Below are 24,724 nucleotides of genomic sequence, written 5' to 3'. Positions count from 1 at the left end.
GCCTGCGCTCTGCGCGGTCGTGGCTGGCCGGGCGCGACCTCCGGTCAGGGGCAGCGCTGTCCACTGCGCTCTGCGCGGTCGTGGCTGGCCGCTTGGGGCATGGCGCGACGCGGGTCAGGCAGGAAAGCTGGGGTCGAGCGCAGAGCGCAGGGCGGGCGCAGCACTCTCGGGCAGGATATCGGTCACGAAGAGGCCGGCGCCGCTTTCTGAGCCGGCGAGGTATTTCAGCTTTTCCGGCGAACGCGCGAGGGGGTAGAGCTCCGTATGGAAGTGCGCCTCGGGCCACGCTCCGCCGTCGGTCGGCGCTTGGTGCATGACAAGCATGTAGGGCATCGGTCGGTTCCAAAGGCGGTCGTACGCGCGGAGCAGCGCGCCGAGCGCGGCAGCGAACTGGCGGCAGTCTTCCTCGTCGAAGGCAAGGAGGCTCGGCAGGTGCTGGAGCGGCGTCACGTGCGCCTCGTACGGGAACCGGGAGCCGAAGGGGCAGTAGACGACGAACCGCGCGTTCGCGAGGACAAGCCGCCGCCCGAAGCGCTGCTCAGCTGCGGCGAGGTCGCAGAGAAGGCAGCGGCCGGTGCGCGCGCGGTACTGGCGACCCGACTCCAGTTCGCGCGCGGGAATAGGCGGCACGAACGGCATCGCGTAGATCTGGCCGTGCGGATGGTGGAGGGTGACGCCGACGGCCTCTCCGCGGTTTTCGAAGATGTAGACATATGCGATCTCCGGCCGCTCGCCGAGCACGCGATAGCGGTCGCGCCAGACCCGCACCAGCCGTTCGAGGTGCTCTACGGGCAGCAGCGACAAGGCGGAGTCGTGAACCGGCGTATAGAGGACGACTTCGCAGACCCCCAAGCCGGGGCGAACGGGCCAGAGGTCGGTTCCTTCGACGCGTGGCGGGGGCGGCTCGGGCTGGAGCGCGGGGAAGCGATTTTGCAGAACTGCAATCTCATAGGGAGCGGGCGCTTCGGTCAGCGGCCCGCCCGCTGTTGTTGGGCAGAAGGGGCAGTGCTCGCGCGGCGGCAGGAAGGTCCGTTCTTGGCGCTCGGCCGCTGCTGCGATCCATTCGCCGCGAAGGGGGTCCCAGCGGAGCTCAGTCATGGTCAAACCGGTAGTCGACGAAGAAGCGGCCATCGGGAAGGCGGTAGGTGCGGGTCCGAACGCGGTCGCCTCTTTCCTCGAGAACGAGGGGACCTGCTCCCGCGGCTGGACGCACGACGAACACCGTCGCCGCGCGCCCAGTGGCGTGGCGGTAGGCGGATGTCACGTGCGCGCAGAACTGGTCGATAGGGACACCGCGCACGAGGGCGACGGCGGCGCCTCCAAAGCCGCCCCCGGTGATCCGGGCGCCGAGCGCGCCAGCAGCGCGCGCCGCTTCGACGAGCAGGTCGATTTCGGGGGTCGACACCTCGAAGTCGTCGCGGAGGCTCTGGTGCGACTGGTTCATCAGTTCGCCGAAGCGGATCAGGTCGCCGGCTTCGAGGGCGTCTGCGGCGGCGAAAACGCGGGCGTTCTCGCTGACGACGTGGCGAGCCCGCTTCTGGATGACCGGCGGCAGCGCGGCGGCTGCCGCAGTCAGCATCGGTTGGGTGACATCGCGCAGCGCGCGGACTTCAGGATGGCGCTGACGGAGCAGCGTGACCGCCTGCTCAGTCTCTGCTCGGCGCTGATGGTACGCTGAGGCGGCGAGGTGGTGCCGGACCCCCGACTCGAGGACAACAATGGCAGCATCCGCTGGGATCGGAACAGGGCGATGGGTCAGGTGGCGGCAGTCGATGAGCAGCGCATGCCCGGCGACCCCGAGCGCGCCGACGTATTGATCCATGATCCCGCACGGCACCCCGACAAACTCATTCTCGGCACGCCGGCAGAGCAGCGCATTGTTCTTTGGCGCAACGGTGAAGCCGCTTCCAAACTCCAGCGCCAGCGCGCTTGCCAGCTCCAGCGCCGCGGATGAACTGAGCCCGGCGCCGATCGGCAGCGTACTCTGGAAAAGAAGGTCGGCTCCGCTCAGAGCGTGGCCCTCGTGCTGGAGCGCCCAAGCGACGCCGGCGGGATAGCGGGCCCAGTGAGGAAGCGCCTCGGGCCGCAGATCGTCGAGCGGGACGCGCGCGCTCTCGCCGAGGTCGAGGCTGACGAACTGGAGAAGACGATCGCCCCGTCGCGTCGCCGCACACCAGATATCGCGGTCAATGGCGATAGGCAGGACGACACCATCTTGGTAATCGGTGTGGTCGCCGATCAGGTTGACCCGGCCCGGCGCCCGGTAGAGCCCGCCGGCCGCTCCAAAGCGCGCGACCGTCTCGGCGAGAAGCCAATCGAGCCGCTTTCTCTCCATCATTCTCTTCTCCCGTCCGATTCCATCGTACGCTGAAGTCGGGCGCCGCTGCGCGGTGGCGGCTTTGAGCAGTGCCAGAGCGGCGTGCGCGGCGCTCCTCCTCGCAGTTCAGCGTACTAAGCGCCCATCGCGCAGTTCGTGGATGCACGTGGCCACGTCGAGCAGCGTGCGGTCATGGGTCGCGACGATAACCGCGACCTCGCCCCGGTCGACGATCGAGCGCAGGAGCGTGAAGATAGCGCGCGCATTGGCGGAGTCGAGTTCGGCGGTCGGCTCGTCGGCGAGGATGACCGCAGGGCGGGCGGCAAGCGCTCTCGCAATGGCAACGCGCTGCTGCTCGCCGCCGGACAGTTCGTCTGGGCGGTGACGGGCGCGCGCCGACAGCCCCACCTCTGCGAGCGCGGCGGCGGTCCGCTGCGCGCGTTCGGCGGCGGGCACGCCGGCGATCCGCAAGGGGAGGCTGACGTTCTCTTCGGCGGAGAGGGTCGGCAGCAGGCCGAACGACTGGAACACGTAGCCGATGGTGCCGCGCCGCAGCCGGGTCAGCCCGGCATCATCGAGCGTATCGATCCGCTGGCCGTTAATCCAGACGGCGCCGGAATCGGGATGGTCGAGCCCGCCGAGCAGATTAAGCAGGGTCGTTTTGCCCGAGCCGGAACGGCCGGTGATTGCAACCAACTCTCCGCTCTGAACGGTAAGGCTGACGCCGTCAATCGCCCGCACTATCCGTCCGCCGGAGCGATAGGTTCGCTGCAGTTCTTCGGCGCGGATGACCGTCATGCCGGGTGCACCGGCCAGATGCCCACGTGATCTCCCGCAGCGGCGACGCGTGCCCGGCCGACAAGGCGATACTGGTCGCGCAGCGCGGCGGGCAGCTGGAGCCGCCCGGCGGAGTCGATCACGACGAATTCGTCAGCCGCACCCGCCACCGCCTCGCTGCTGACGCGGCCGTCGCGGATTCGGACAACTCGGTCGACGAGCGCTGCCACGTCGGGATCGTGGGTGACGAGCACAATGGTGACCCCCCGCTCGCGGCAGAGCGAGCGAAAGAGACGGAGCACGTCGGCCGCGGTCTCGCTATCCAGTTCGCCGGTCGGCTCGTCGGCAAGGAGGAGGGGCGGGTCGAGCGCGAGAGCGACGGCTGTCGCGACGCGCTGCTGCTCGCCGCCCGAAAGCTGGTCGGGCTTGTGGGAGGCTTTCTCTGCGAGGCCGACCGCGGCGAGGAGGGCGTCGCGCTGGCGGCGGCGCTCTGGAGCGCTCACCCCCGCGAGCCGCAGGGGGACTTCGACATTCTGGGCGGCGGTCAGGTACGGCAGCAAGTTGCGGCTCGGCTGTTGCCAGAGAAATCCCACTTCTTCGCGGCGGTAGCGCACGAGATCGCGCTCGGGCAGCTTGGTCAGATCTTTGCCGCCGACGAGGACACGGCCCGCGGAGGGGAGGTCGAGCCCGCCGAGGATATTCAGCAGCGTCGACTTTCCGCTCCCGCTCGCGCCCACGATCGCGACCAGTTCCCCGCGCTCGATCGTCAGGTCGAGCCCTTGGAGCGCGACGACCTCCAAGTCGGCCACTTGGTAAATCTTGAACAGCCCCTCGGCGACGATATATGGCGCCACGGAAGGAGTGTAGGCGGAGGCGAGGCAACCGGACAACGAACCCGAGAGCTCAATTTTGAAGCGGCGGCCAAACCTGCAATAATCGCTTGTCGCCGCGAAGAGAAGCGCAAGTGGAGCAGGCGCAAGGAGAGCGATGCGATTCAGCTTCTATCTCAATCCTCAGGTTCCCGGCCCAGAGCACGACACGCGCGTTCTGAACGAGGTGCTGGGGCAAGTGGATTTGGCCCAGCGGCTCGGTTTTAGCGATGTCTGGCTGACGGACCATCAATTTACCGGCTATAACGTTTTCTCCGACCCCCTCACCCTTGCCGCTGCACTCAGCCAGCGGAATCGAGGAATGCGGATCGGGTTCGCTGTCGCTGTAGTGCCGCTCCGCCATCCTATTTCCTTCGTCACCCAGTGCAACCTGATCGACCAGCTGACCGGGGGGAACTTTGTCGTTGGCGTCGGCGCCGGCAACTCCCCGGATGAGTACGCCGGCTACGGCCTAACAACGGATGTCCGCCACGAGCGGATGCGGGAATTTCTCGCGGTCTGTGAGAAGGCGTGGGCGCAGGACCCCGAAGGGTTTGAATACGAAGGGAAGTACTATTCCGGCCGTGTCCGGGGGCGGATCATTCCGCGGCCGGTCCAGCAGCCGCGACCGCACATTGCCTATGGAACCTCGACGCCCGAGACCCTCGAACGTGTCGGCCGGCAGGGATGGTCGCTCCTCCTCGGTCCGCAAGATGTCTCGATCCTCGCCTCGCGCCTCCACTATTTTGTCAAAGGGCAGCGGGAGGCCGGGCTGACAGAGCAGGAGCGCCGGAAGGCGTGGCACGACACCGGATTTCTCCGCCAGATCTATGTGGCCGCTCCTGGCGAAGATTGGCGCGACACAATCGGCGCCTCGATCGAAAACTATCTCCGCGCGAGCGCCAAAGCGAACACCGGCATTGATGACCTCTCGCGGGATGACCTCGAGAAGCGGAAAGAAGGCTATCTCAAGAACTGGCTGTTCGCCGGCACGGCCGAAGAGCTGATCGAGCGCATTCGGCCGTTTGTGGAGCTGGGCGTCGGCCACATGATGTGCTGGTTCACCTTCGGCTACACCCCTGACCATATCGTTCGTCAGTCGATGCTGCGTTTCGCTGCCGATGTCATGCCGGCGCTGCGGGAGATCACCCCGAATCCCGACCTGCTGGAGCGGATAGCGGCGTCGCCTGTTGGGGCAACGCGCCCCGACGAGCCGATCGCAAGTTGACGCCGCTTCTCTAGGGGCGCGCTCCTGCGGGCTGATGCGCCGTCCCGCCGGCGACGGCATTGGCTTCTCCCGCCAAAAGGCGATACCCTTTGCTCGCTCGGCTCATAGCGAGCGAGCAGCGGAGTTCTGATGAACGACTATTGGTCTCGGGCATGGGGCGACTACAACGGCCATCTTCGTGCCAGCGGACTGCGGCTGATCGAATGGGCTGACCGGGTTGGCTGGAGCTTGTATCCTGAGGAGCGTGACGCCCTCGAGCGCGGCGCCGACATCGAAATCTACCTCGACGCTCCGCTGGACGAGCTGGATGTGGTCGCCTTCGGCGCGGCCGTCCAACGGCTGTCGGAACTTGTGGAGGCGAAGCGCCGGCGCGCCGAGCGCCAACTGTGGGAGCGCGACCGCCTGCCCAGCGCAGAGAAAGGCAAAGCCGGCGGCAGGGAGCCGCGCCGCGACCGTTGGAGAGACGACCCGCGCGGCCGCCGTTGGCGCTGAGGCTCTCCCGCTCGCTGCGTGGGAGGCAGCTCCCCCGCCGGCCAGTTCGCGGCAGTGCCGCCGCAGCGCGAGGCGGACGTCCAGTGCGCCGACAGCTGCCCCCCGCAACGGCGCAGCAGGAGCGGCTCCTCTCCCCGCTGGTGGCTTGCTCGACTGCTTCCCTTGACAGAAGGAGGAGCGGCCGGTAGACTGAGCATGGCCGTGCTAGACGGGGAGCTAGCGGTGCCCTGAACCCGCAATCCGCTAAGCGGGGTCGAATTCCCGTTCGAGGTGCGCTCCCTGTGGGACTGGCGTCGTCAAGTGGCGTTGAAGGCCGGGACCCGCGCGGCGGAAGACCGCGAACCCCCCCAGGATCGGAAGATAGCAAGGGTAAGTGGCCCCTTCCGAGCGCCGCGGACGACCTAGCCGGAGCCGGCTGGCGGCGAGAAGCCGGAGGGACGTATCGACAGCGGGTGCACGGCCGCTTCTCCTCCGAATGCCGAGCGGGCGTGCCGCCGTCCGGTCACTCCTCGCGGCGGAGAGAACCTGCTCCCGCTTGGGCCGAGCCGGCCGGTCACGTCCGAACCGTCCTTCAGCACCATGGGATCGGCCTCTTGCCGATGCCTCCTGCCGCCGCTGTCGGGGTCGGCGTCCTTGGCGCGCTCGCGGTCATTGCCGGGGCGCTCCTGCACCAGACGGTCACGCTGGAGGCTGACGGCCAGACCCGGCGAATCACCACCCTCCATCGCCACCCGGTCGCGCTGCTGCGCGATGCAGGCGTTGCCCTTCGCCCAGGCGATCGCCTTGAGGAGGGGCCAGTGCTGCTCGTCCGGCGAGGCCAGCCGATCATTGTCGACGGCGATGGTCGCCGGGTCGCGCTTTGGGCGGCGGTTGACGATCCGCTCGAGGCGGCGCGAGCGGCCGGCTTTCACCTCGACCCGCACGACCGCGTCGTCCGGGTCGCGCCGCGGCCGACGCCGACATCGGCGCCGGGCCATGCCGATGACGAGGCGCCGCTCCGCGCGACCCCGCTCGGCGGTGCGCCGCTGGACAGCGTGCTTGCTGCCGGCGAGCGCTTTCAGGTGCAGCGCGCGGTGCCGATCACTGTTCACGATGGGGGGATGACCCAGGTGGTCTGGACAACGAGCGCAACAGTCGGCGAAGCGGTGGTGCAGGGCGGGATCGAACTGTGGGCGGGAGATCTCCTGCGCCCGGCGGCGGCGACCCCAGTGCAGGCCGGCCTCCATGTCTGGGTGCTGCGCGCGTTGCCCGTCCGTCTCGAAGTTGATGGCCGGCTCCTGCAGACGCGCAGCCGCGCTGCCACCGTCGGCGAACTGCTGCGGCAGGAGGGGATCGCGCTCGAGCCTAGCGACCGGGTTGAACCGGCCCTCGACTCGCCGCTTCCTGCCGGTCCGATCAGGGTGATCCGGGTCCGCAGTGAAACGCTCACCTTTCAGGAACCGATCGCTTTCGGCGTTGTCTATCGCGATGACCCTGACCTCCCCCTCGGACAGAGCCGCGTGATCGAGGAGGGCGCTCCGGGCATTCGACGGTGGACGAGCCGGATTGTCTATGAAAATGGCCGCGAGGTTGCACGAGAAGTTATCCGGAGCTGGATCGAAACGCCGCCGCAGCCGCGCGTGGTCGCTCGAGGCACGAAGCTGGTTTTCGCAGAGATCACCACCGACAGCGGCGAGGTGGCGACCGCTTGGGCCAAGATCCGGGTCTACGTGACGGCGTACAACGCGACGAGCGCCGGGAAGCCGAAAGGGTCGCCCGGCTTCGGCATCACGTCGACTGGGAAAAGAGCGGGACGGGGTATCATCGCGGTTGACCCTGCCTATATCCCGTACGGCACCCGCATCTATGTTCCTGGCTACGGCATCGGGGTGGCGGACGATACGGGAGGGGGGCTCCGCGGGCCGCATATCGACCTCTGCTTCGATGATGACGAGCCGATCACTTGGCGTTCTCGCTTTGTCGAGGTCTATCTGCTCACGCCAGCGCCGCCACTCGAACGGGTTCGTCACCTGCTGGCGCAGTAAGCGATGCCCCACCCTCGCGAGGTCGCGCGTCAACTCCTGCGCCGCTACGGGATCAGGGCGAAGAAAAGCCTCGGCCAGCACTTTCTGGTCGATCCGAATGTGCTCGATCGCATCCTCGAGGCGGCGGAGGTGACGCCGCGCGATACGGTGATCGAAGTCGGGCCCGGGCTCGGATTGCTGACGCAGGCCTTGGCTGCCCACGCCGGCCGCGTGATTGCCGTCGAACTCGATCGGCGGATGGTCGCTGTGCTCGGGGAGACCCTCGCGGGGCGGAGCAATGTCGAGATTGTCCCAGCGGATATTCTGCAGGTCGACCCGGCTCAGCTCGCCGGCGGGCCGTACCTCGTCGTTGCCAATCTGCCCTACTACATTACCTCGCCGATCCTCCGCCACTTTCTTGAGGCAGCGCGCCCCCCAACTCGGCTCGTCATCATGGTGCAGAAGGAGGTCGCAGACCGCATCGTTGCCAAGCCTGGCGCGCTCAGCCTTCTCGCGGTCTCGGTCCAGGTCTACGGCACTCCGCGAATTGTCGCCGTCGTTCCGCCGTCGGCATTTCTGCCGGCGCCGGATGTCGCGTCGGCGGTCCTCCGGATTGATGTCCATGCCGAGCCGTTGATTGCGCCGCAGGAACGGGAATGGTTTTTCAAAGTGGTGAGCGCCGGCTTCAGCCAGCCGCGCAAGCAGCTTCACAACGCGCTCGCGCAGGCGCTCTGGTTTCCGCCTGGCGGCGCGGCGGCAGCGCTCGAAGCGGCCGGGATCGACCCGACGCGGCGGGCACAGACCCTCAGCATTGCCGAATGGCAGCGGCTTGCCCGGGCGATCCCTCCGCGATGATCCGGCAGCACGCTCCCGCGAAGCTGAACCTGACGCTGAACGTTCTCGGCCGTCGCGCCGACGGCTACCACGAAGTGCGCACCGTGCTGCAGACGGTCTCGCTCTTCGATGAACTGACCTTCGCGCCGGCCGCAGACCTGCGCTTCACCTGCAGCGACCCGCGCCTAGCGGGACCGGACAACTTGGTTCTGCGCGCGGCGCGCCTGCTGCAGCAGCAGGCGGGGGTCGCTGCAGGTGCCGCAATCCATCTTCTGAAGCGCATCCCCGTTGCCTCGGGGCTCGGAGGGGGGTCGTCGGATGCGGCGGCGGCGCTCCTCGGCTTGAGCCGGCTGTGGGGACTGGAGTACTCGCGCGAGCAGCTGCAGCCGCTTGCGGCTCAGCTCGGGTCGGATGTGCCGTTCTTTCTCTGGGGTGGCACGGCGCTCGCCGAAGGGCGGGGCGAGCGGATTACGCCGCTCCGCCCGCTGCGCGAACTGTGGTTCGTTCTGCTGCCGGCCTCTGCGGCGGCGCCTGAGAAGACGAAACAGCTCTTTGCGGCGCTGACGCCGGAGGACTACTCCGCCGGCGACGCAACCGAGCGGCTGCTCGCTCAGCTTCGGGATGGCACGGTCGACCCTGCGGCCTTCGCTAACGACATGACCGCGGCGGCGTGTCGTCTTTTTCCGGCGGTGCGGGCAGCCTTCGCGGCCCTCGACCGGCTCGGGGCGCGACCGCATCTCTCCGGCGCGGGCCCGTCGGTCTTTGCTGCTACTGTCGATCGGGAGGAGGCGGCACGATGGGCGGCGGCGCTGCACGCCGCGGGTGTTCCGGCGCTCCTCGTCGAGCCGGTCAGTACCGTTCGCTGATCGTCCAGCCGGCGGCAGCGGGGCGAAGCGTCAGCTCTCCCGCCGGGGTGGAGAGGCCGGCGTGCAGCCACTCCACGGTCGGCAGCACCGCGGCAATCCAAGCGCTGAGGGCGTCGAGCGCGGCGAGACCAGTCGGTTCGTCCCACTCGCCGGCAGCGGCGAACACGGTGTACGGTTCGGTCGTCCACGCGATGGAGGAGAGGGGGTCGCGGCAATTGACATCGGCGTGGAATCCCGCTGGCAGGCTGGCCACAACCGAGGCCGCGAATTCCAGCCGCACTTCGACGTCGTGCACCCCGGGAATGCTCCACCAGTCGCCGGCGACCGCCCGATGAGCGTACGGCTCAAGGGCAGCGCGATGGCCACTCTCGGCGCGGATGGCAAGAACCAGCTGGCTCATGAACGGCAGTATACGCGATTGCGGCGCGGTTCTCCTGCGATGCCGTGAGCTGAGATGGGTGGAGGGGGCGCTCACCGGGAGTGGAACGCCGTCTCCCGGCTTTCGAGATACAGCTTCACTTCCGCCCGGCGCTGCGCGCCGACTTCGAGCATGACAGCGCGCCAGCGGTCGCTCAGGGTCTCAAGGCAGCGGCGCGTGATCCGCGCAATCGCAAGGTCGCGATACCATTTCCGGTCCGCGGGAATGACATACCATGGCGCGAAGTCGGTCGACGTTCTGTTCAGCATTTCCTCGAAGGCCGCTTGATACTCGTTCCACCGCTCGCGGTCTTCCCAATCGGCGACGGCTAGCTTCCACCATTTGTCCGGCTGGTTCAGGCGATCGTGAAACCGCTCAAGCTGCTCTTCGGGGGAGAGATGGAGGAAGAACTTGAGAAGGAGAGTGTTGCTTTCGGCAAGGACCTGCTCGAAGCCGTTGATCTCGGAATAGCGCTTTGCCCAAACGTCGGCCGGAACGATGCCGTGTACCCGCTCGACAAGTACCGATTCGTAGTGAGAGCGATTGAAAACGACGATCTCCCCGTGCGCCGGCACATTCTTGTGGATTCGCCAGAGGTAATCGTGGCGCGCTTCAAGCGGTGTCGGCGCTTTGAAGGAGATGACCCGACACCCAGCCGGATTGAAGGCGGTGAAGACATTGCGAATGACGCCGTCCTTGCCTGAGGCGTCGATCCCCTGCAGGATGATCAGCACGGCATGGGTGGAAGCGACGTAGAGGAGGTCGTGAAGCGCAGTCAGGGCGCTCCGATGCGTCTCGAGTTCTGCGGCAGCGTCAGCGCGCTTCAGCCCATCATCGACCCGTGTTTCGACTGCGGCGAGGCGGACGGGGTGTCCCGGCGGCACGCGGTAGCGGGCGGAGAAGTCATCCACGGACGCGGCTCAGACGCAGTGCCCGCCGGAGCGGGCGGAGGCGGTCAACCGCCGCTGCCCCAGCGGCGATCGGCAGCGCAATCGCGGCGAAGAGACAGAACGGGCACATACGCGCTCCTCAGGGCTGGACGAACTCCATCTCGCGCCGCACGGTTTCGACATACGCCTGGATAGACTCGTCCGCAAGCAGGACATGGTCGACGGGGCCCACCCGCACGAGCCGGATCTTTCCGCGACGCTGGGCGTCTTGGACAAAGTCCTTGAACCGCTCGTAGGGGATCCGATCATTGGGGAGTTCCCCGAAGCGTCGCCGCACTTCTTCGTTGACGGCGGTAAACAGGCGGACGGTCCCGCGATCGCGGAGCTCGCGGACGACGTCGACGAGCAGCTCAATGGCGAGGTCGCGGTCGGCGGTCGGCGCGGCACGCTCGGCGCTCTGCCGCGGGGGCTCGGCGGGCGGTCGCCCAACTCCATTACTGGCGAGGGCGGCGACCATGCGCTTCAGCTCCTGCACCTCACGTTGGAGGGCGCTGAGCTGGGCGCTGATCCGTTGAAGGTGGGCCGTGTCGGGCTCACGCGGCTCGCGCGACGGTTGCCAGTTGCGAGATCCAAGATACTCTGCCATACGCTCAATCATCCCTCGACTGACCGGAAACAGATGCCGGCCCCGAAAAGTTGTCGGCCCTTCGAGAAGCGTCTCGTCCCTGTGATCGTATCGCGAACCGGTCGCTTTGCCGCCGGTTCAGCGGATGCGCGAAAAGGAGGGACAGCCGCGGGAAAGAGCATGCGGTGCTCTCGCGGGGCAGACCGCGGCGATTGCGCACCCGAAAGCAAACTCTGCGGAGAGGGAGCCTACTCCTTCCGGGTGGGCGCCGGGTGAACAGCCTGCCGAAGCGGGTTCTGACCGCATTCAGAGGAAGGGGGAGAGAGATGCCACCCCCTCCGGCGCAATTCCTCTTCATCTTCCCGCACCCCGTCGACAGGGCGGCGCCGGCGACCGGCTTTAGCGGTGACCTCAACGAGAAAAAGCGAGCGCGGGGGATAGTCCAGGCAGGCAATGAGACGTGGCGCGAGGCTCGGAGGCCGGCGAGGACCGCAACATCGTCGGGCAGGCGGAGAAGGGCGTGGAGCGTCTCTCGGTCCACTGTTTCGCCGTTCCCGAGGTAAAACTGCGCCACCTTCTCCTCGCAGATCGGCGTTCTTCCGTCGGCCGCGAACAGGCTGTCGGAGACGTCGGAGCGGCGGGGTGGGCTGGACAGCCGAGACAATTGTCTGCGGTTGCCCCGACCGCTCGCCTCGTCGTGAATGCGCTCCGGCGGGAGTGCTGCGGCTAGGCGGGCCGTTCCCCGTCCTTTTCAGCAAGCTTATGAGAGGCGTCTTCTGACGTCAAGGAGAGGGGCAGAAACCACTCGTCCGCCCTACACTCCGAACAGGTGCCGGATCGCCCACGCCGCCCCGTCTTCGGTCACCGGCGGAGCGACGAGGTCGGCGATCGCCTTCAGCTCTGCCACAGCGTTCCCCATGGCGACGCCGACGCCGGCGTTCTCGAGCAGAGAGCGGTCGTTCTCGTGATCCCCGATCGCTACAATCTCGCAGCGGCGAACGCCGAGCTTGCGGGCGAGGGTCCGCAGGGCGGAGCCTTTCGACACTCCACGCGCTGTAATCTCGGCGAAGCGCGGGTTCGACTGGGTGACTTGTGCGACAGCGCCCCATCGCGCGGCGAGTTCCTCGTAAATGCGGCGGACGCCCTCGGGCCCGCTGATGAAGACGATCTTGGTTGGGCGACGTTTCAGGAACGAAACGAGGTCGCCGACTTCCGCAACGGGGATCCGATTCAGTTCGGCGTAGTAGGCCGATTCCTCGGTGAAGCGAGCGGTGTAGGCGCGGTCGTCGTGGTAGACGTGCATCGTCAGGTCGTTGGCGCGAGCAAAGGCGGCGATCTGGCGGGCTAAGGTCAGCGGAACGGGAACATGCCGGAGAATGCGCTGCTCTCCCTCGATCTCGCGCACCAGCGCGCCTTGGTAGCAGATGAGGGGCGCCGTGATGCCGAGCGCTTCGGCGAACGGACGTGAAGAGACGTACATCCGGCCTGTCGCCAGCACGACCACAATTCCGCGCTCGATCAGTGCTGCAACCGCAGCGCGGACGGCGGGCCGAATGGTCAAATCGCTCCCGATCAGCGTGCCGTCGAGGTCGACGGCAAGCAGGCGGAAAGGGCAGGACGGTCTCGCGGGTGGAAGAGCGGTGGGGGCAAGAGCGGCGCTTGGGATAATAGCGTTCTCCACGACAGGAAGCTCGCCGAATTCTAGCGGCAGGCGCCGTGCCGGGTCAGGGCGCGCCGCGGCTGCGTCGGCCGCAGCAGCGGGAGGCGCTGCAAGCAGTCGCGCCTGCCCGAGGAGGGCGGCAGAGGACGCAGGGTCGGCGGCGAGGAGATAGCGAAGCGGGTGCTTTCGGCTTCTTGTCGCAAGGAGAACGAGACGCAGCAGCCGCAGAGGCTGCCGAACGCTGCGGCGCCGCTCCAAGGAGGTCGCACCAGCCCTTTGAGACGATGCTCCCGTGGCTGGCGGAGTGCCTGCGAACACGGACGCGCCTTCGAATGCTCCTGGGGATGCGGGTCTCGTCGCGCTGGAGCGCGGAGGCGTGCGAGCAAGCGGGAGCGGCGCCGCAGGCGGTTCTCAAGGGGCGGGGCCGGCTTCAGCGCTGAGGGCCCCGCCTCTCGAAGGGGCGGAGCGGCGGCTGTGCGGGACTAGCGCAGCTTGTCGCGAAGGAAGCTGACGGCCTCGTTCCACGCCTTTTCCGCCGACTCTGGATGCAGGTTCCCGTGGTCGGGGTTGATGAAGGCGTGACCTGCGGGATAGATCGAAATCCGGATGTCTTTCCCCGCCTGCTTGTACACTTGCTCAACCCGCTCGATCTGCTCGCGGGGCACGAACGGATCCTGGGCGCCGTAGATGGCCAGGATCGGGGCGCTGACCTTTGCGACTTCCTCAACCGTCGGCTGGTAGTTGACGCCGTAGACCGGCACCGCGGCGCCGATTTGGTCGCCGAATGTCTCTGCGGCCTTGTAGGTCAGCAGCCCGCCCATGCAGAAGCCCATCACCCCGATTTTCTTCGGGGCGACGTTGTCCAGCCCCCGAAGGTACTCGATCGACGCGCCGATCTCTTTGATGGCCCGCTGCATGTTCTCAAACAGCAGCATCATCTCTTTGCCGGCTTCATCCGGCTCGGTGGCGACCCGGCCGTGGTAGTGGTCGGGCACGAAGACGACAAACCCGGCGGCCGCGAGCTTGTGGGCAAGCTCGAGCACGTGCGGCTCGATCCCCCACCACTCTTGGATCAAGACGACCCCCGGACGCTTCTCGGTATCGTCGAGGTGGACGAGGGTGCCGTCGAGCATCGCGCCATTGATCGGGAGATGAACGGCTTTTTGGCGAAGAACGGCCACAGTGCTGCTCCTCTCGTAAGATCGCGATCACACTACCATACTGCGCCGCGTCGCGGCAGTCCTCATCTCAGCTGCAGCTAAGCAGACTGTTGAGACTATCTGCCGCTCCTGTTTCGTGGAATCGCAGTCCTGTCAGTCCGATGCCGCGTTTCCCGCGCCGCTGGTGGTCTGCTTTGCGGCTTCCACTTCGTAGCGCCAGTCTTCGAGGTCGTTTTCTATCGCTGCGACGATGTCGCGCGCAGCATCTTCTGAGGTGCGCGCGGGGCGCGTCACCCGCAGCCGCTGGGCGACGGGCGAGTCGTCGACAATATAGGCGTGGTCAGCGAATTCGTTGCCGATGTAGCCCGGAAAGATATTGAGCACTCGGATGCCGTCTTCGCGCAGTTCCTTGCGCAAGGTCTCGGTCAGGAGGTTGAGAGCGGCTTTTGTCATGGCGTAGCCGGCTAAGCTGGGAGAGGACAGAACAGAGGTTACTGACGAAATGTTGACGATCAGAGCGCGGTCGGACTTCCGCAGCGCCGGCAGCGCGGCTTGAATTGCGAGGATCACGCCGAGGACGTTGGTCTTCCACGTCTCAAGGAGGAGGTCAGCGGGCAGCGACTCAATGAGACCATAGAGGCCGATGCCGGCATTGTTGACGAGGATGTCGAGCCCGCCGAACCGCTCGACCGCAAGCCGCACCGCGCGCCGGAGGTCGTCCGCCTCAGTAACCGAGCCGACAACAGCGAGGGCGCGCTCGCTTCCGATGCGCGCAACGACCTCACCCAGTCGCTCGGCGCGACGAGCAAAGAGGACGACCCGCGCTCCCTTTTTCGCCAGCTCCTCTCCAAGCGCGGCACCGATCCCGCCGGATCCTCCCGTGATGAGCGCGACTGCCCCGTCAAGGTTCATCGTTTCCTCCCTGCTGACGGTAGCACATTTGCGCGCGCGCTGCTGCCGGCGTGCCCTAACTGCTTCTTTCTCGGCAGCATGTGGCGTACAGTGGCCGTAAGCAAGCGGCCAAGCTGGCCGAGCAGGCGGGTGTCGATGAGAGAACGGCAGATCCTTTGGCTCGATCCGAACACGCTCCAAGTTGATAGCAGCTATGTGCGCAAGAAGGAGGGCGATATCGCGGGGCTCGCCTCGACGATCCGGGAGTTCGGAGTGCTTGAGCCGCTCGGGGTGCGCCAAGTGGGCACAAGCTACCGGGTGGTGTACGGCAATCGCCGCCGGCGGGCTGCCGTGCTGGCTGGCGTCGAGGCGGTGCCGTGTGTCGAAGTGGCCGACAGTGAGGAGGAGGACTATCTCGTTCACCATCTGATCGAGAATCTCCAGCGTCGGCAGCTTGGCGATATGGAGCAGGCGGAGGGGCTTGCCAAGCTGCGGCGGCGGCTTGCCCAGCGGGCGCCGACCCTGAGCGAGTCCGAACTCGACGAGCGGGTCGCGGCGATGGTCGGCTTTTCGGTGCGGACAGTGCAGCGCTACCTGTCGCTCCGGGAGCTGGCCGCCGGGGTACGCGATCTCATCCAAGACGAGGAGCTGTCGGTCAGCCAGGCGCAACATTTGCGGCTCATTCAGGAGCCGGCGCGCCAGCTTGAGCTGGCGACGCTCGCCGTGCAGCTTGAGCTACCTGCCTCGCGCCTGCGCGACGCTGCCCAGCTGATGGCGCGCCACAAAGGGCTTTCAGCGGAAGAAGCGATCCATCTCGCGGGGAGCGTCACGCTCGAAGAAGAGCGCGCGGGCACGCCTCCCGCCCTCGATGACCGGGTGAAGCGCGAATCGGCCGTGGTGGCCGATGAAGACGCCGACCTGTGGGAGGAGCAACCGCGCGACGAGATCGACGCCCTTCTCGATGCGTCGCCGGCCGGTGCTGCGCTTGAGACCACCGACCGCAGCCGGCTCCGCAGGATCCGGACGATCGATGCCTTCTGCGACGAAGTCGACCGGCTGGCGCGCGCCCTCGAGGAAGGCGACCTTGCGAAGGCCGCCGCGCGCCAGCCCGAAGCGGCTCCGCGGCTGCGCTTGGCGTACCGCCAGCTGCGGTGGGTCGCCGACGCGCTGGGAGCGTTCCTCGCCGAGCGAGGCTGGCACGAGACCGAGCCGGTTGCCTAGCTCTGCGTTGGCGCCGGCCGCGCATGCGGGGTGAGGCGGCCGGCAACGCCGGTGCTCTTCGCCTCGGCAGGGATAGCGAAGAGCATGCCGATCACGATGAGCGCTCCGCCGACGACCTGCAGCGCGCTGAGCGTCTCTCCGCCCAGCAGCACAGCGAAGAGCGCCGCGAACACAGGTTCGGCGGCGAAGATAATCGCGGCGCGGGTAGGCGAGACCGTGCGCTGTGCCCACGTTTGCACGACAAGAACGAAGACCGTTGCAGCGAGCGAGGTATAGACCACGCCGAAGACTGCAGCGGGAGTCGTCGGGATGGGCACGCGCTCAAAGGCGAGCGCGAACGGCAGGGAAAGGAGCGCCACCAGGCCGACCTGACCGACGACAAGCACCGGAAGGGGATGACGCTGGGTGGAGTGCCCGAGGGCGATGATATGGCCTGCGAAGCAGACGGCGCAGCCGAGCAAGAGGAGGTCGCCCGTCTCCACTGTCAAATCGCCTTTGAGCGTGAGCAGCCCAAGGCCGAGGGTGGCCAAAGCGGCGGCGAAGGCGAAGCGCCATCCCGGCGCGCGATGCTGCCAGAGCCAGACGCCGATCGGCACGAAGATAACGGACAGTCCGGTGATGAACCCTCCCTTGCTCGCGGTGCTCCGTTCGACGCCGAGCATCTGCAGGGCGTAGGCGCCGAAGAGCCACAGCCCCACGACAAGGGCGGCGGTCCAGTCGGCGGCTGTCATCCGGCGGAGGTCGCGCCCATAGAAGGGCAGCAGGCAGAGCGCGGCGAGGCCAAAGCGGAGAACGAGAAAGCCGAAGGGGGCAATTCCATCCAAGCCGCCCTTAATGGCGACAAACGTGCTGCCCCAAATTGCGGTCACCGCGATCAGGGCCGCAACCGGCAGAACGGATTGGTACTTGTGAACGCCACTCGTCATGCTGCTCTGCTACTCTTCGGAATATGCCTCGCCCGGCGCCTCTCTCCACCGCCGCGCTGGCGCTTCCCCAGTCGGCTTGCCTCGCGCGCTGTCGCGCCGTGCCGCTCGCCCTGCTGGGGCTCGCCTTTGCGCTCCGCCTCGCGGGAACTATCGACCGGCCGCTGTGGTTCGACGAGGGCTACACCATCTACTTCGCGGGCAGTTCCCCCGTCGAGACGGCGCGGCTGACCGCGCTCGACATTCATCCTCCCTTTTACTACTGGTCGCTTCAGCTGTGGACCGCTCTCGTCGGGTGGAACGAGCTGTCGGTGCGGTTCTACTCGGTCGCCCTCGGCACCCTCACCGTCGCTGGAGTGATCGCTTTCGGGAGCCGAGCGGTGGGACAGCGGAGCGCCTGGCTTGCTGCCGCTGCCCTCGCGCTGTCGCCGCTCCACGTGGCGTACTCATTCGAAGTGCGGATGTACGCCTTGGTGACCCTCCTTGCCCTCCTCGCAACCTGGCAGTGGTGGCGAGTTGCGACGGGACGGTCGGTTGCGCTGTACGGCGGCGTGATGGCGGCGGCGCTTCTTACTCAATATTACGCCGGATTTCTCTTTCTCGCCCATGCGCTGACGCTCCCCCTGTTCGGTCACCGCCGCCTCCGCCTCCTCGCCCTCCTGCTGGCTGGCGCGCCGTTCGCCCTCTGGGCTGCTTCTGCGGGCTCACAGCTCGCTGCCTATGTCCAGACAAAAGTGGCCGTTGAGGGTTATCTGCCGCTCGATCCGGTCAGCTTCTTCGGAGGCTTCGGCGCGGCGGCGTTTGGAGGCGGAGCGCTCGGAGCGGCCGCTGCCGTCACGGCTGCTGCTCTTGCCCTCGCGAGCCTCGCGCGGCCGGCGCGCCCCGTCGCTATGCTGCTTGCGGTCGCGGTCGTTCTTCCGCTCGCGCTCGGGTATCTCGTCAATCTGCGCTATCCGTTCAATCCGCCAGGCTGGGAACGCCTTTTTCTGTTCGTCCTTCCGCTCTGGCTGCTGCTCGCCGCAGACGGCGCAGCGCGCGTTCTCCCGCAGTTCGGCGCGCGGCCGGTCATCTTCGTGCTCGGCGGAGCAGCAGCGGCTCTTCTCCTTGCCGCTTCGTCGGCAGGAGTTTGGGCCGCGCTCGCTCAGCGCCCTGCGGATGACCCCCGCCCGATGATCCGCGTTATTGAGCGGCTCGCTCACCCCTCCGACCTGTACCTCGCGGTTTACCCGTGGCAAGTGGGGTACCTCCGCTTGTACGACCGACGGCCGCCTCCGGAGGCGCGGCTCGTGCCGGCGGAGCTGTGGGCTGCGGACCCCGCAGCGATGGAGCGCGACCTTGCGGCATGGACAGCCGGCCGGCGGGTCTGGCTGCCTGCCTACCAGCGCCTCGGCCGCCAGCTGGAGAGCCGGCTCGAGCGCGCTTTCTCCGAGCAGTTGTTTCTCATTTCAGCCGACTGGTACGGCGATCATCGGCTCCTCTTTGCCCAAGCGGGCGAGGCGCCGGACGTTCGGGCGCGGGACGTTCGCTTCGGCGACCGTCTCCTCGTCAGCGCCGCGATAGACCCGGCGCCGGTGGAAGCAGGGAAAGGAGCCGTGCCGGTAGAACTGGTCTGGGGTGCTGCTCCCAGTCCAGCGACGGCGCATCTTCGCTTGGCGGATGCGCGCGGGGTGACGTGGGCGCACCACGACACGCGCGTGATGACGGAGCGCGCCGCAACGGTCGACCGGCGCGCAGTGCTTGTGCTGCCGGCGACCCCGCCGGGACGCTATCGGCTACTGCTCTCGCTTTCTGACGGCACTGCGCTCCTCTCCGCTGTCCGCCCCGGCGCTCCCCCGGCGCCGGAGCTCGACCTCGGGGAGATCGAAGTGCAGCCCGCCCGCACGCCCCTCCCTCCAGACTCCCTCGCCATCGGTCGGCCTCTCCGCCGCACGGTTGCGCCCGGACTCCAGCTGCTTGGCGCCGAGTTCGGAGAAGGACCCTATCATGTCGGCGAGGCGGTGCTGGTCAGCCTCTATTGGCTTCCCGCAAGCGAGGAGATGCCGGAAGTCACCCTCCGTATCGGAGGCGCGGCGAGCCGCGCTCGGCCCCCGCAGGGCCGCCTACATGAGCCGATCCGCGAGGTGCGCGAGGTCATCCTCCGCGAGCGCGGCCGCCTCGCAGTGGAGGTTGCCGGCCCCTTCGGCACGACGCGGCTGGGTGAGGTTAATGTGATCGGCCGCGCTCCGGCGGCTGATGTGCCAACACCCGCCACTCTGCTCAACGTTCGGTTCGGCAGCGCTATCCGCCTCATTGGCGCGACCGTGTTCGGCCCGGAGAGCCAGGTGCTTCCGTCCGGTGCGCTCGGGCGCGAGATGGAGGTAGAGCTGCTCTGGCAAACGGCAGCTCCTCTTGACGAGGATCTTGCAGTCTTTGTCCACCTTGTCGGCCCCGACGGCCGGCCGGTGGCACAACACGACTCCCGCCCCGCCAATGGCACCGCCCCGACGCGCGGCTGGGCACCGGGCGAGATTATCATCGACCGCCATCGGCTTGTCGCCCCAGCGGGAATTGCCGGCGAGTACGCGCTCGTAGTCGGGCTGTACCATCCTCCCGCGGGGCCCCGTCTGCCGGCCGAGACGGGAGAGAGTGTCCTTGTGCATTGGGGAGTGCTGCCGTGAGGGTGCGCGCGCCGGTCTCCTCGTCGTCGCCGCCAGCGGTTGAGGGATGGCGGGTCAGTTTTGCTGCGGTCTTTGCCTCGCAGTTTGTGGCAGTCCTTGGGTTCAGCATGTTCGTGCCGTTCCTCCCGCTCTATTTGGGGGAGCTGGGCGTGCCGACTGCCGCAGAGCAGGCGCTCTGGAGCGGCGTCATTTTCGGCATCACGCCGCTCCTCGCCGGGCTGGCCTCGCCGTTCTGGGGGTCGCTAGGCGACAAGTTTGGTCCGAAGCTGATGCTGGTTCGCGCCCAGCTGCTTGGCGGCCTCGCGGTCGCGCTGATGGCGTTCGCGCCGAACGCGCTCTGGTTGCTGGCCTTCCGGATTGTCCAAGGGGTTGTCGGCGGGAATATGGGCCCCGCTGTCGCCTTGGCTGCCGCCGTCTCGCCGCCGGCGCGGCTGGGGACGACGCTCGGACTGATGCAGATGGCGGTCTACGGTGGGGCGAGTGTTGGCCCGCTTCTGGGGGGCATCCTCGCCGAGGCAGTCGGCTATCGTCTCGCTTTTCTCGTCACGGCGCTCTGTCAGCTCACGGCCGGTCTGCTCGTCCTGCTGGTTGTCCGCCACAGCGGACGCGTCGCGACGCGCCGTCAGGAACAGACAGTGCTCGGAGATGTTCGGATCCTGCTGACGACCCCCGCTCTCTTGTCGGTCGTTGCGGTCGCGTTCGGGGTCTACTTCGCGAATGGCGGGCTTCAGTCGGTCCTCTCGCTCTTTGTCGAGTCGCTCCATGAAGGAGGATCGGTCGCGTTCACCGTCGGCGTGATCTTTGGGCTTGCGGCGGCGGCGAGCACCGTCTCGGCTGTTGTCTCCGGCCGGCTCAGCGACACGATCGGCCAGCGGACGGTGCTGGTCGTCGCTCTCGCCGGCGCCGCGCTCGCTTCGGCGCCGCTGGCGTTTGCCTCGTCCAGCTGGCAACTCGGGGTCGGCCGCGTGGTGATGGGGCTGTTCGTCGGCGGCGCGCTGCCTCTGATCAACGTGCTGGCGGCGCGGATCGGCGGACCCGAGCGGCGCGCGGGCGCGATTGGCGTCGCCCAGATGGCCGGCTCCTTGGGGCTGGCGAGCGGTCCGCTCGCGGGCTCGGCAGTGGCCGCGCTCTTCTGGCTCGGCGCGCCCTTCCTCCTGATCGCCGCTGTGCTCGGTGCCGGCGCTGTCTGGGCCTTCGTCGCCCTCCGCCATACTCGGGAGGACGGTCGATAAGCAGCGCCGCCGAGCGCGCCCGTGCTTCCTCTCTGCTCTAAGCGCCCCGGGCGGCGGAAGGGCGCGGCAGGGGTGCTCCTTCTGCCGACGCTCGTTTTCCGGCGCAGCCGCATGATGCCCACCCCGCGGTCGGGCCTTACGGCGGCTGTCCGGCCTACTTCCCTATGCCGCCGCCACCCTTTACGCGCGGACGGCAGACCGTTCTGGGGTGCGCGCTGCCGGCAGCGTCCACAGCAGCAGCGTCATCGCGAAACCGAGCATGCCGGCGCCAATGAGGGTTCCGGAGGCGCCGAACAGTTGAGCAGCGGGCGCGGTCAAGAGGTAGGAGAAGGGGGAGAGCGCTGTCGAAAAAAGCCAGTCAAGGCTGGAAATGCGCCCCAGCAGCTCCTGCGGGACGCGCCGCTGGAGCAGGGTGAACCAGGCGACCATCGCAAATGTGAAAAGCGACTGAGCGAATACGCTGGCGAGCGCTGCGTGCCAGACGGTGCTCGCCCCGCCGTAGGCGGCCAGCGAGAGCATGCTGAACGCCCACGACCAGTACATCGCCGTAACCAGCCGCGCCGGGAGCCCGCTCTGGGCAATGAGGATGCCCGTTATAACCGCCGCAGCGCCGCCCGCTGCGTAGATGAGCCCGAGCTCTTCTGCCCCCGCGCCGAGATCGTTCTTCACCCGGTACGGCACCAGCACTTGGACGGGGGCGTCGTAGAAGACGAGGGTCAGGGTGCCGCTCGCGAGCGCGATGAACAGCCAGCGCTCCCGCCAAGCATAGCGGAACCCGCCGACTAGTTCGTTCAGCACGGCGCGCCCGCCCGCCCTCGCCCTCGTCCCGGCGGGGAGCTTTCGCATGCAGAGCACTGCTCCCGCGGAGATGAAAAAAGTGCCAGCGTCGAGCAGGATTGCAGCTGCCGGTCCTGCGCTCCCAACAATGAGCCCGCCGAGCGCAGGACCGATCAGCGTCATCATCATCGGCCGAATGGTTGAGCGCAGGGCATTCGCCTGCGGCAAGTCGTCGGCGGGAACGATGCGCGGCAGGATGGCGAACGCTGCCGGGTTGAACAGCATCGTGCCGACCCCCATCGGGATCATCAGCACGGCGATGTGCCACACCTCGAGCAGACCGCCGGCGGAGAGCAGCCCCATCGCGCCGGTCGCCGCGCCGCGCACGAGGTCGGCCGCGATCAGCACTGCGCGCGGATCGCTCCGGTCAGCGACTAGGCCGCCGACAAGCGCGGAAGCGACAATCGAGGCCGACAGGACAAAGCCGACAAGCGCGAGCGCTGCCGGGTCGTTGTCGAGAAGGTACACCTGCCACGCAAGCGCGACGTGAAAGAACCCATCGCCGAGGAGGGAAACTGTCCACGCGAAGGCGAGCAGCGCGAAGTCACGCTGCCGGAGAGGGCGAAGGATCCGAAGGTGGGTCAGCCGCTCCGTCGCAGTCGTTCCAAGCGCGCGAGCGCCTCGCGATCTTCTGGCCGCGGAGAAGAGGGGAGCCGGCTCTGGATCCCAAAGAGGTGTCCTTCCGGGTCAGCAAAGTAGGCGACCCGGCCGTGCGGAACATCGAACGGCGGAGTAACGACCTGCGCTCCGGCGCTGCGGAATTCGGCGGCGCAGCGATCGGCATCGGCGACGCGCAGCACAAAGGTGTCGGTGACATCGGCGTGGCTGGCCGGCAGGGGCTGAGGGGTCCCGCCCGGCGCGATTTCGATCCGCGTCATCTCGCCGGCGACGAAAACGACGGAGTCCTTCGTTCGGTGCGACACCTCGAGGCCGACGACGTCGCGGAAAAACTGCGCCACCCGCTCGACATCGGCGCAGCGGAGCACCACCCAGCCGAGCGGCAGCAGATGAGGCGGGAGAGCACCGACCCCCGGGATGGTCAGCCGGCCGCTATCCCATCGGCGCCATGCCTCGATATCTTCGGGCCGCGGGCTGGTCCGCCGCCGTTCGGCCAAGCCCGTGACGTTCCCAGCCGGGTCAAGAAAGTAGGCGAAAACAGAGTGCGGACGCTCGAACGGCTCGTTCAGGAACGTGACGCCCGCGCTCTTCAGTCGTTCCACAATCCGGTTCATCGAGACGACGCGGAAGACCGGAACGCACGGTGCCTCGGCACGGTCACGGTACGTCGGCGCAATCCGGCCGCCGGGGGCGATTTCGAGCGCCATCGTCTCGCCTGCCCAATAGGCGCTGACCTCGCCTTCGCGGAGCGTCGGCAGGCCGATGATCTCGCCGTAGAAGTGCCGCAGCACGGCCGGCTCCGGCGACCGGCGCACGAACCAGCCGAGCCCGAAAACGTCGTGCCGCATCGTCCTTCCTCAGCGTGCCATCCTACACCGTGGCACGATTCGCGCGCTATCCCGCATCTCGGGTAGGCTGAAAAAAGGAGGCACGAGGATGGTCCCCCAGCGAATTGTCTCGTTACTGCCGAGCGCGACTGAGATTGTCTATGCCCTTGGTCTTGGCGATCGTCTCGTGGCAGTCACGCACGAGTGCGACTACCCCGAAGCGGCCGCCACCAAACCGCGCGCAACGTACAGTCTGGTGAAGCACGAGTCGCTCACCGCGCTTGAGATCGATATCGCCGTGCGCGACGCGCTGCAGAACGAGGGGACCCTCTACGACCTCGACCGCGCCTTGCTCGAAACACTCCGTCCCGACCTGATCTTGACGCAGCAGGTCTGCGATGTCTGTGCGGTCTCCTTCGATCGCGTCTGCGTTGCCGCCCCGTCCTTCGGCGATCCCCAGATAGTGTCGCTCAATCCGCACCATCTGCACGATGTGCTCGACAACATCCTGCTGGTGGGGCGCGTCACGGGAACCGAAGAGCGCGCGTGCGCGCTGGTCGACGAGGCATACCGTCGGATTGGCCGCGTCGCGACGATCGCCGCGGGCCTGCGCGTCCGCCCGCGGACTGTCGTGCTGGAATGGCTCGACCCGCCCTATCGGGCTGGTCATTGGACGCCGGAAATCGTCCATCTCGCAGGCGGGGACGATCACGTCGGCCGGCCAGGGCAGGATGCGACGGTGGTGGACTGGCAGGAGGTCCTTGCGTTCGCGCCTGAGGTGATCATCATTGCGCAGTGCGGCTTTGATCTCGCGCGGTCAATGACCGAAGCGCGGCGGGTGCGCTGGCCTGCCGGCTGGGAAGCGGTGCCGGCAGTGCGCGCGGGTCGTGTCTACGTCGTCGACGGGAACTCGTATCTCAGCCGTCCGGGACCGCGGATCGTGGACAGCCTGGAGCTTGTCGCTGAAATCTTGCATCCCGAGGCCTTCGCCGGCCTGGCGCCTGCCGGAAGTTACTGTCGATTGACGTTCTAACACAGCGCTAACAGAAGTCCATCGAGCCACTAACAGAGCTGCAGTGAAGAAATCGATAGGATTTGGTAAACCTCTCGACTGGTTCAGGGAGAACGTCTCATGGCTGATGCAACCATGGAGCGTCCTGAGGGACGGGCGCAGCGGTATCTCGATCTAGTCGATCAACTTGGCAAGGCCGAGGCGCGGAATGTGATCCGCGAGGCGCTTGTTCAGGCTGGCGTGAAGCCGGTTGAGATCGATTGGAAAGAGCGCCGCGCCAAGACGTTGGCACTCCTTGACGCGATCGAGCGCGCGCTGGATCGCGACCTAGCGCGGCTTGCCGCGTAACTGACCGGCGCTGTTCTGA

23 protein-coding genes and 1 other RNA gene are annotated in these 24,724 nt (G+C 67.3%); 11 read left to right on the top strand and 13 right to left on the bottom strand.

The annotated features are described in order from the left end of the window. Positions 1-114: 114 nt before the first annotated feature. The 4 genes from galT to NZ773_09495 form a co-directional block, all read right to left on the bottom strand. Positions 115-1,098 (bottom strand): galactose-1-phosphate uridylyltransferase, encoded by a 984-nt coding sequence (galT, locus tag NZ773_09510; GenBank protein ID MCS6802158.1) that lies wholly within the window; start codon positions 1,096-1,098, stop codon positions 115-117. After that, the gene (gene galK, locus NZ773_09505) at positions 1,091-2,338 is read right to left on the bottom strand and encodes a galactokinase (GenBank protein ID MCS6802157.1); all 1,248 of its coding nucleotides are present in this window, start codon (positions 2,336-2,338) and stop codon (positions 1,091-1,093) included. The genes galT and galK overlap by 8 nt, the downstream gene beginning before the upstream one ends. Before the next feature lie 105 nt (positions 2,339-2,443). Further along, complete coding sequence (locus tag NZ773_09500; protein MCS6802156.1) at positions 2,444-3,115, bottom strand: ABC transporter ATP-binding protein; 672 nt, start codon at positions 3,113-3,115, stop codon at positions 2,444-2,446. After that, entirely contained in the window at positions 3,112-3,948 is an 837-nt protein-coding gene (locus NZ773_09495) for an ATP-binding cassette domain-containing protein (GenBank protein ID MCS6802155.1), read from the bottom strand. The genes NZ773_09500 and NZ773_09495 overlap by 4 nt, the downstream gene beginning before the upstream one ends. Before the next feature lie 133 nt (positions 3,949-4,081). Here NZ773_09495 and NZ773_09490 point away from each other — a divergent pair, with 133 nt between their 5' ends. The 6 genes from NZ773_09490 (at position 4,082) to NZ773_09465 (ending at position 9,386) form a co-directional block, all read left to right on the top strand. After that, entirely contained in the window at positions 4,082-5,191 is a 1,110-nt protein-coding gene (locus NZ773_09490; protein MCS6802154.1) for an LLM class flavin-dependent oxidoreductase, read from the top strand. A 129-nt stretch (positions 5,192-5,320) separates the two neighbouring features. Next, positions 5,321-5,683 carry a hypothetical protein gene (locus NZ773_09485; GenBank protein MCS6802153.1) on the top strand — a complete coding sequence of 121 codons (363 nt, stop codon included), beginning with the start codon at positions 5,321-5,323 and terminating at the stop codon, positions 5,681-5,683. Between the two features lie 199 nt (positions 5,684-5,882). Further along, positions 5,883-6,143: signal recognition particle sRNA large type (gene ffs / locus NZ773_09480), an RNA gene on the top strand. A 139-nt stretch (positions 6,144-6,282) separates the two neighbouring features. Continuing rightward, positions 6,283-7,707 (top strand): ubiquitin-like domain-containing protein, encoded by a 1,425-nt coding sequence (locus NZ773_09475; GenBank protein MCS6802152.1) that lies wholly within the window; start codon positions 6,283-6,285, stop codon positions 7,705-7,707. 3 nt (positions 7,708-7,710) lie between these two features. Next, entirely contained in the window at positions 7,711-8,541 is an 831-nt protein-coding gene (gene rsmA / locus NZ773_09470; protein MCS6802151.1) for a 16S rRNA (adenine(1518)-N(6)/adenine(1519)-N(6))-dimethyltransferase RsmA, read from the top strand. Further along, positions 8,538-9,386, top strand: coding sequence for a 4-(cytidine 5'-diphospho)-2-C-methyl-D-erythritol kinase (locus NZ773_09465; protein ID MCS6802150.1), 849 nt, complete (start codon positions 8,538-8,540; stop codon positions 9,384-9,386). Before rsmA ends, NZ773_09465 begins: the two co-directional genes overlap by 4 nt. On the opposite strand, the gene NZ773_09460 is transcribed toward NZ773_09465, so the two are convergent. The 6 genes from NZ773_09460 to NZ773_09435 form a co-directional block, all read right to left on the bottom strand. Next, entirely contained in the window at positions 9,370-9,786 is a 417-nt protein-coding gene (locus NZ773_09460) for a hypothetical protein (protein MCS6802149.1), read from the bottom strand. The two genes, NZ773_09465 and NZ773_09460, sit on opposite strands and share 17 nt — an antisense overlap. Before the next feature lie 71 nt (positions 9,787-9,857). Continuing rightward, a complete protein-coding gene (locus NZ773_09455; protein ID MCS6802148.1) occupies positions 9,858-10,715 on the bottom strand; it encodes a polyphosphate kinase 2 family protein in 858 nt (285 codons plus the stop codon). A gap of 118 nt (positions 10,716-10,833) precedes the next feature. Continuing rightward, complete coding sequence (locus NZ773_09450) at positions 10,834-11,340, bottom strand: hypothetical protein (GenBank protein MCS6802147.1); 507 nt, start codon at positions 11,338-11,340, stop codon at positions 10,834-10,836. 793 nt (positions 11,341-12,133) lie between these two features. Next, positions 12,134-13,237 (bottom strand): Cof-type HAD-IIB family hydrolase, encoded by a 1,104-nt coding sequence (locus NZ773_09445; protein MCS6802146.1) that lies wholly within the window; start codon positions 13,235-13,237, stop codon positions 12,134-12,136. Positions 13,238-13,461: 224 nt separating this feature from the next. After that, complete coding sequence (locus tag NZ773_09440; GenBank protein ID MCS6802145.1) at positions 13,462-14,160, bottom strand: dienelactone hydrolase family protein; 699 nt, start codon at positions 14,158-14,160, stop codon at positions 13,462-13,464. A 132-nt stretch (positions 14,161-14,292) separates the two neighbouring features. Then, entirely contained in the window at positions 14,293-15,051 is a 759-nt protein-coding gene (locus NZ773_09435) for an SDR family oxidoreductase (protein ID MCS6802144.1), read from the bottom strand. 135 nt (positions 15,052-15,186) lie between these two features. Between NZ773_09435 and NZ773_09430 the strand changes: the two genes are divergently transcribed. After that, positions 15,187-16,251: a ParB/RepB/Spo0J family partition protein gene (locus NZ773_09430; GenBank protein ID MCS6802143.1), complete on the top strand. Its 1,065-nt coding sequence runs from the start codon at positions 15,187-15,189 to the stop codon at positions 16,249-16,251. On the opposite strand, the gene NZ773_09425 is transcribed toward NZ773_09430, so the two are convergent. Continuing rightward, on the bottom strand, positions 16,248-17,177 hold the full coding sequence (locus NZ773_09425) for a DMT family transporter (protein ID MCS6802142.1): 930 nt from the start codon (positions 17,175-17,177) through the stop codon (positions 16,248-16,250). The genes NZ773_09430 and NZ773_09425 overlap by 4 nt on opposite strands. A 23-nt stretch (positions 17,178-17,200) precedes the next feature. Between NZ773_09425 and NZ773_09420 the strand changes: the two genes are divergently transcribed. Further along, positions 17,201-19,831: a glycosyltransferase family 39 protein gene (locus tag NZ773_09420; GenBank protein ID MCS6802141.1), complete on the top strand. Its 2,631-nt coding sequence runs from the start codon at positions 17,201-17,203 to the stop codon at positions 19,829-19,831. Further along, entirely contained in the window at positions 19,828-21,063 is a 1,236-nt protein-coding gene (locus tag NZ773_09415) for an MFS transporter (protein ID MCS6802140.1), read from the top strand. Before NZ773_09420 ends, NZ773_09415 begins: the two co-directional genes overlap by 4 nt. 180 nt (positions 21,064-21,243) lie before the next feature. Here NZ773_09415 and NZ773_09410 read toward each other — a convergent pair whose 3' ends face one another. Together NZ773_09410 and NZ773_09405 are read right to left on the bottom strand one after the other, a co-directional pair. Next, the gene (locus NZ773_09410) at positions 21,244-22,470 is read right to left on the bottom strand and encodes an MFS transporter (protein ID MCS6802139.1); all 1,227 of its coding nucleotides are present in this window, start codon (positions 22,468-22,470) and stop codon (positions 21,244-21,246) included. Between the two features lie 11 nt (positions 22,471-22,481). Beyond that, entirely contained in the window at positions 22,482-23,366 is an 885-nt protein-coding gene (locus tag NZ773_09405; GenBank protein ID MCS6802138.1) for a VOC family protein, read from the bottom strand. 88 nt (positions 23,367-23,454) lie between these two features. Between NZ773_09405 and NZ773_09400 the strand changes: the two genes are divergently transcribed. Together NZ773_09400 and NZ773_09395 are read left to right on the top strand one after the other, a co-directional pair. Beyond that, on the top strand, positions 23,455-24,378 hold the full coding sequence (locus tag NZ773_09400; protein ID MCS6802137.1) for a cobalamin-binding protein: 924 nt from the start codon (positions 23,455-23,457) through the stop codon (positions 24,376-24,378). Between the two features lie 99 nt (positions 24,379-24,477). Then, positions 24,478-24,705, top strand: a complete 228-nt coding sequence (locus NZ773_09395; protein MCS6802136.1) for a hypothetical protein — start codon at positions 24,478-24,480, stop codon at positions 24,703-24,705. Positions 24,706-24,724: the final 19 nt, after the last annotated feature.

Source organism: Dehalococcoidia bacterium (assembly GCA_025054935.1).
Classification (GTDB): domain Bacteria; phylum Chloroflexota; class Dehalococcoidia; order SpSt-223; family SpSt-223; genus JANWZD01.
The sequence above is the reverse complement of the archived record's forward strand: the minus strand, read 5'-3'. Positions and strand labels throughout refer to the sequence as shown.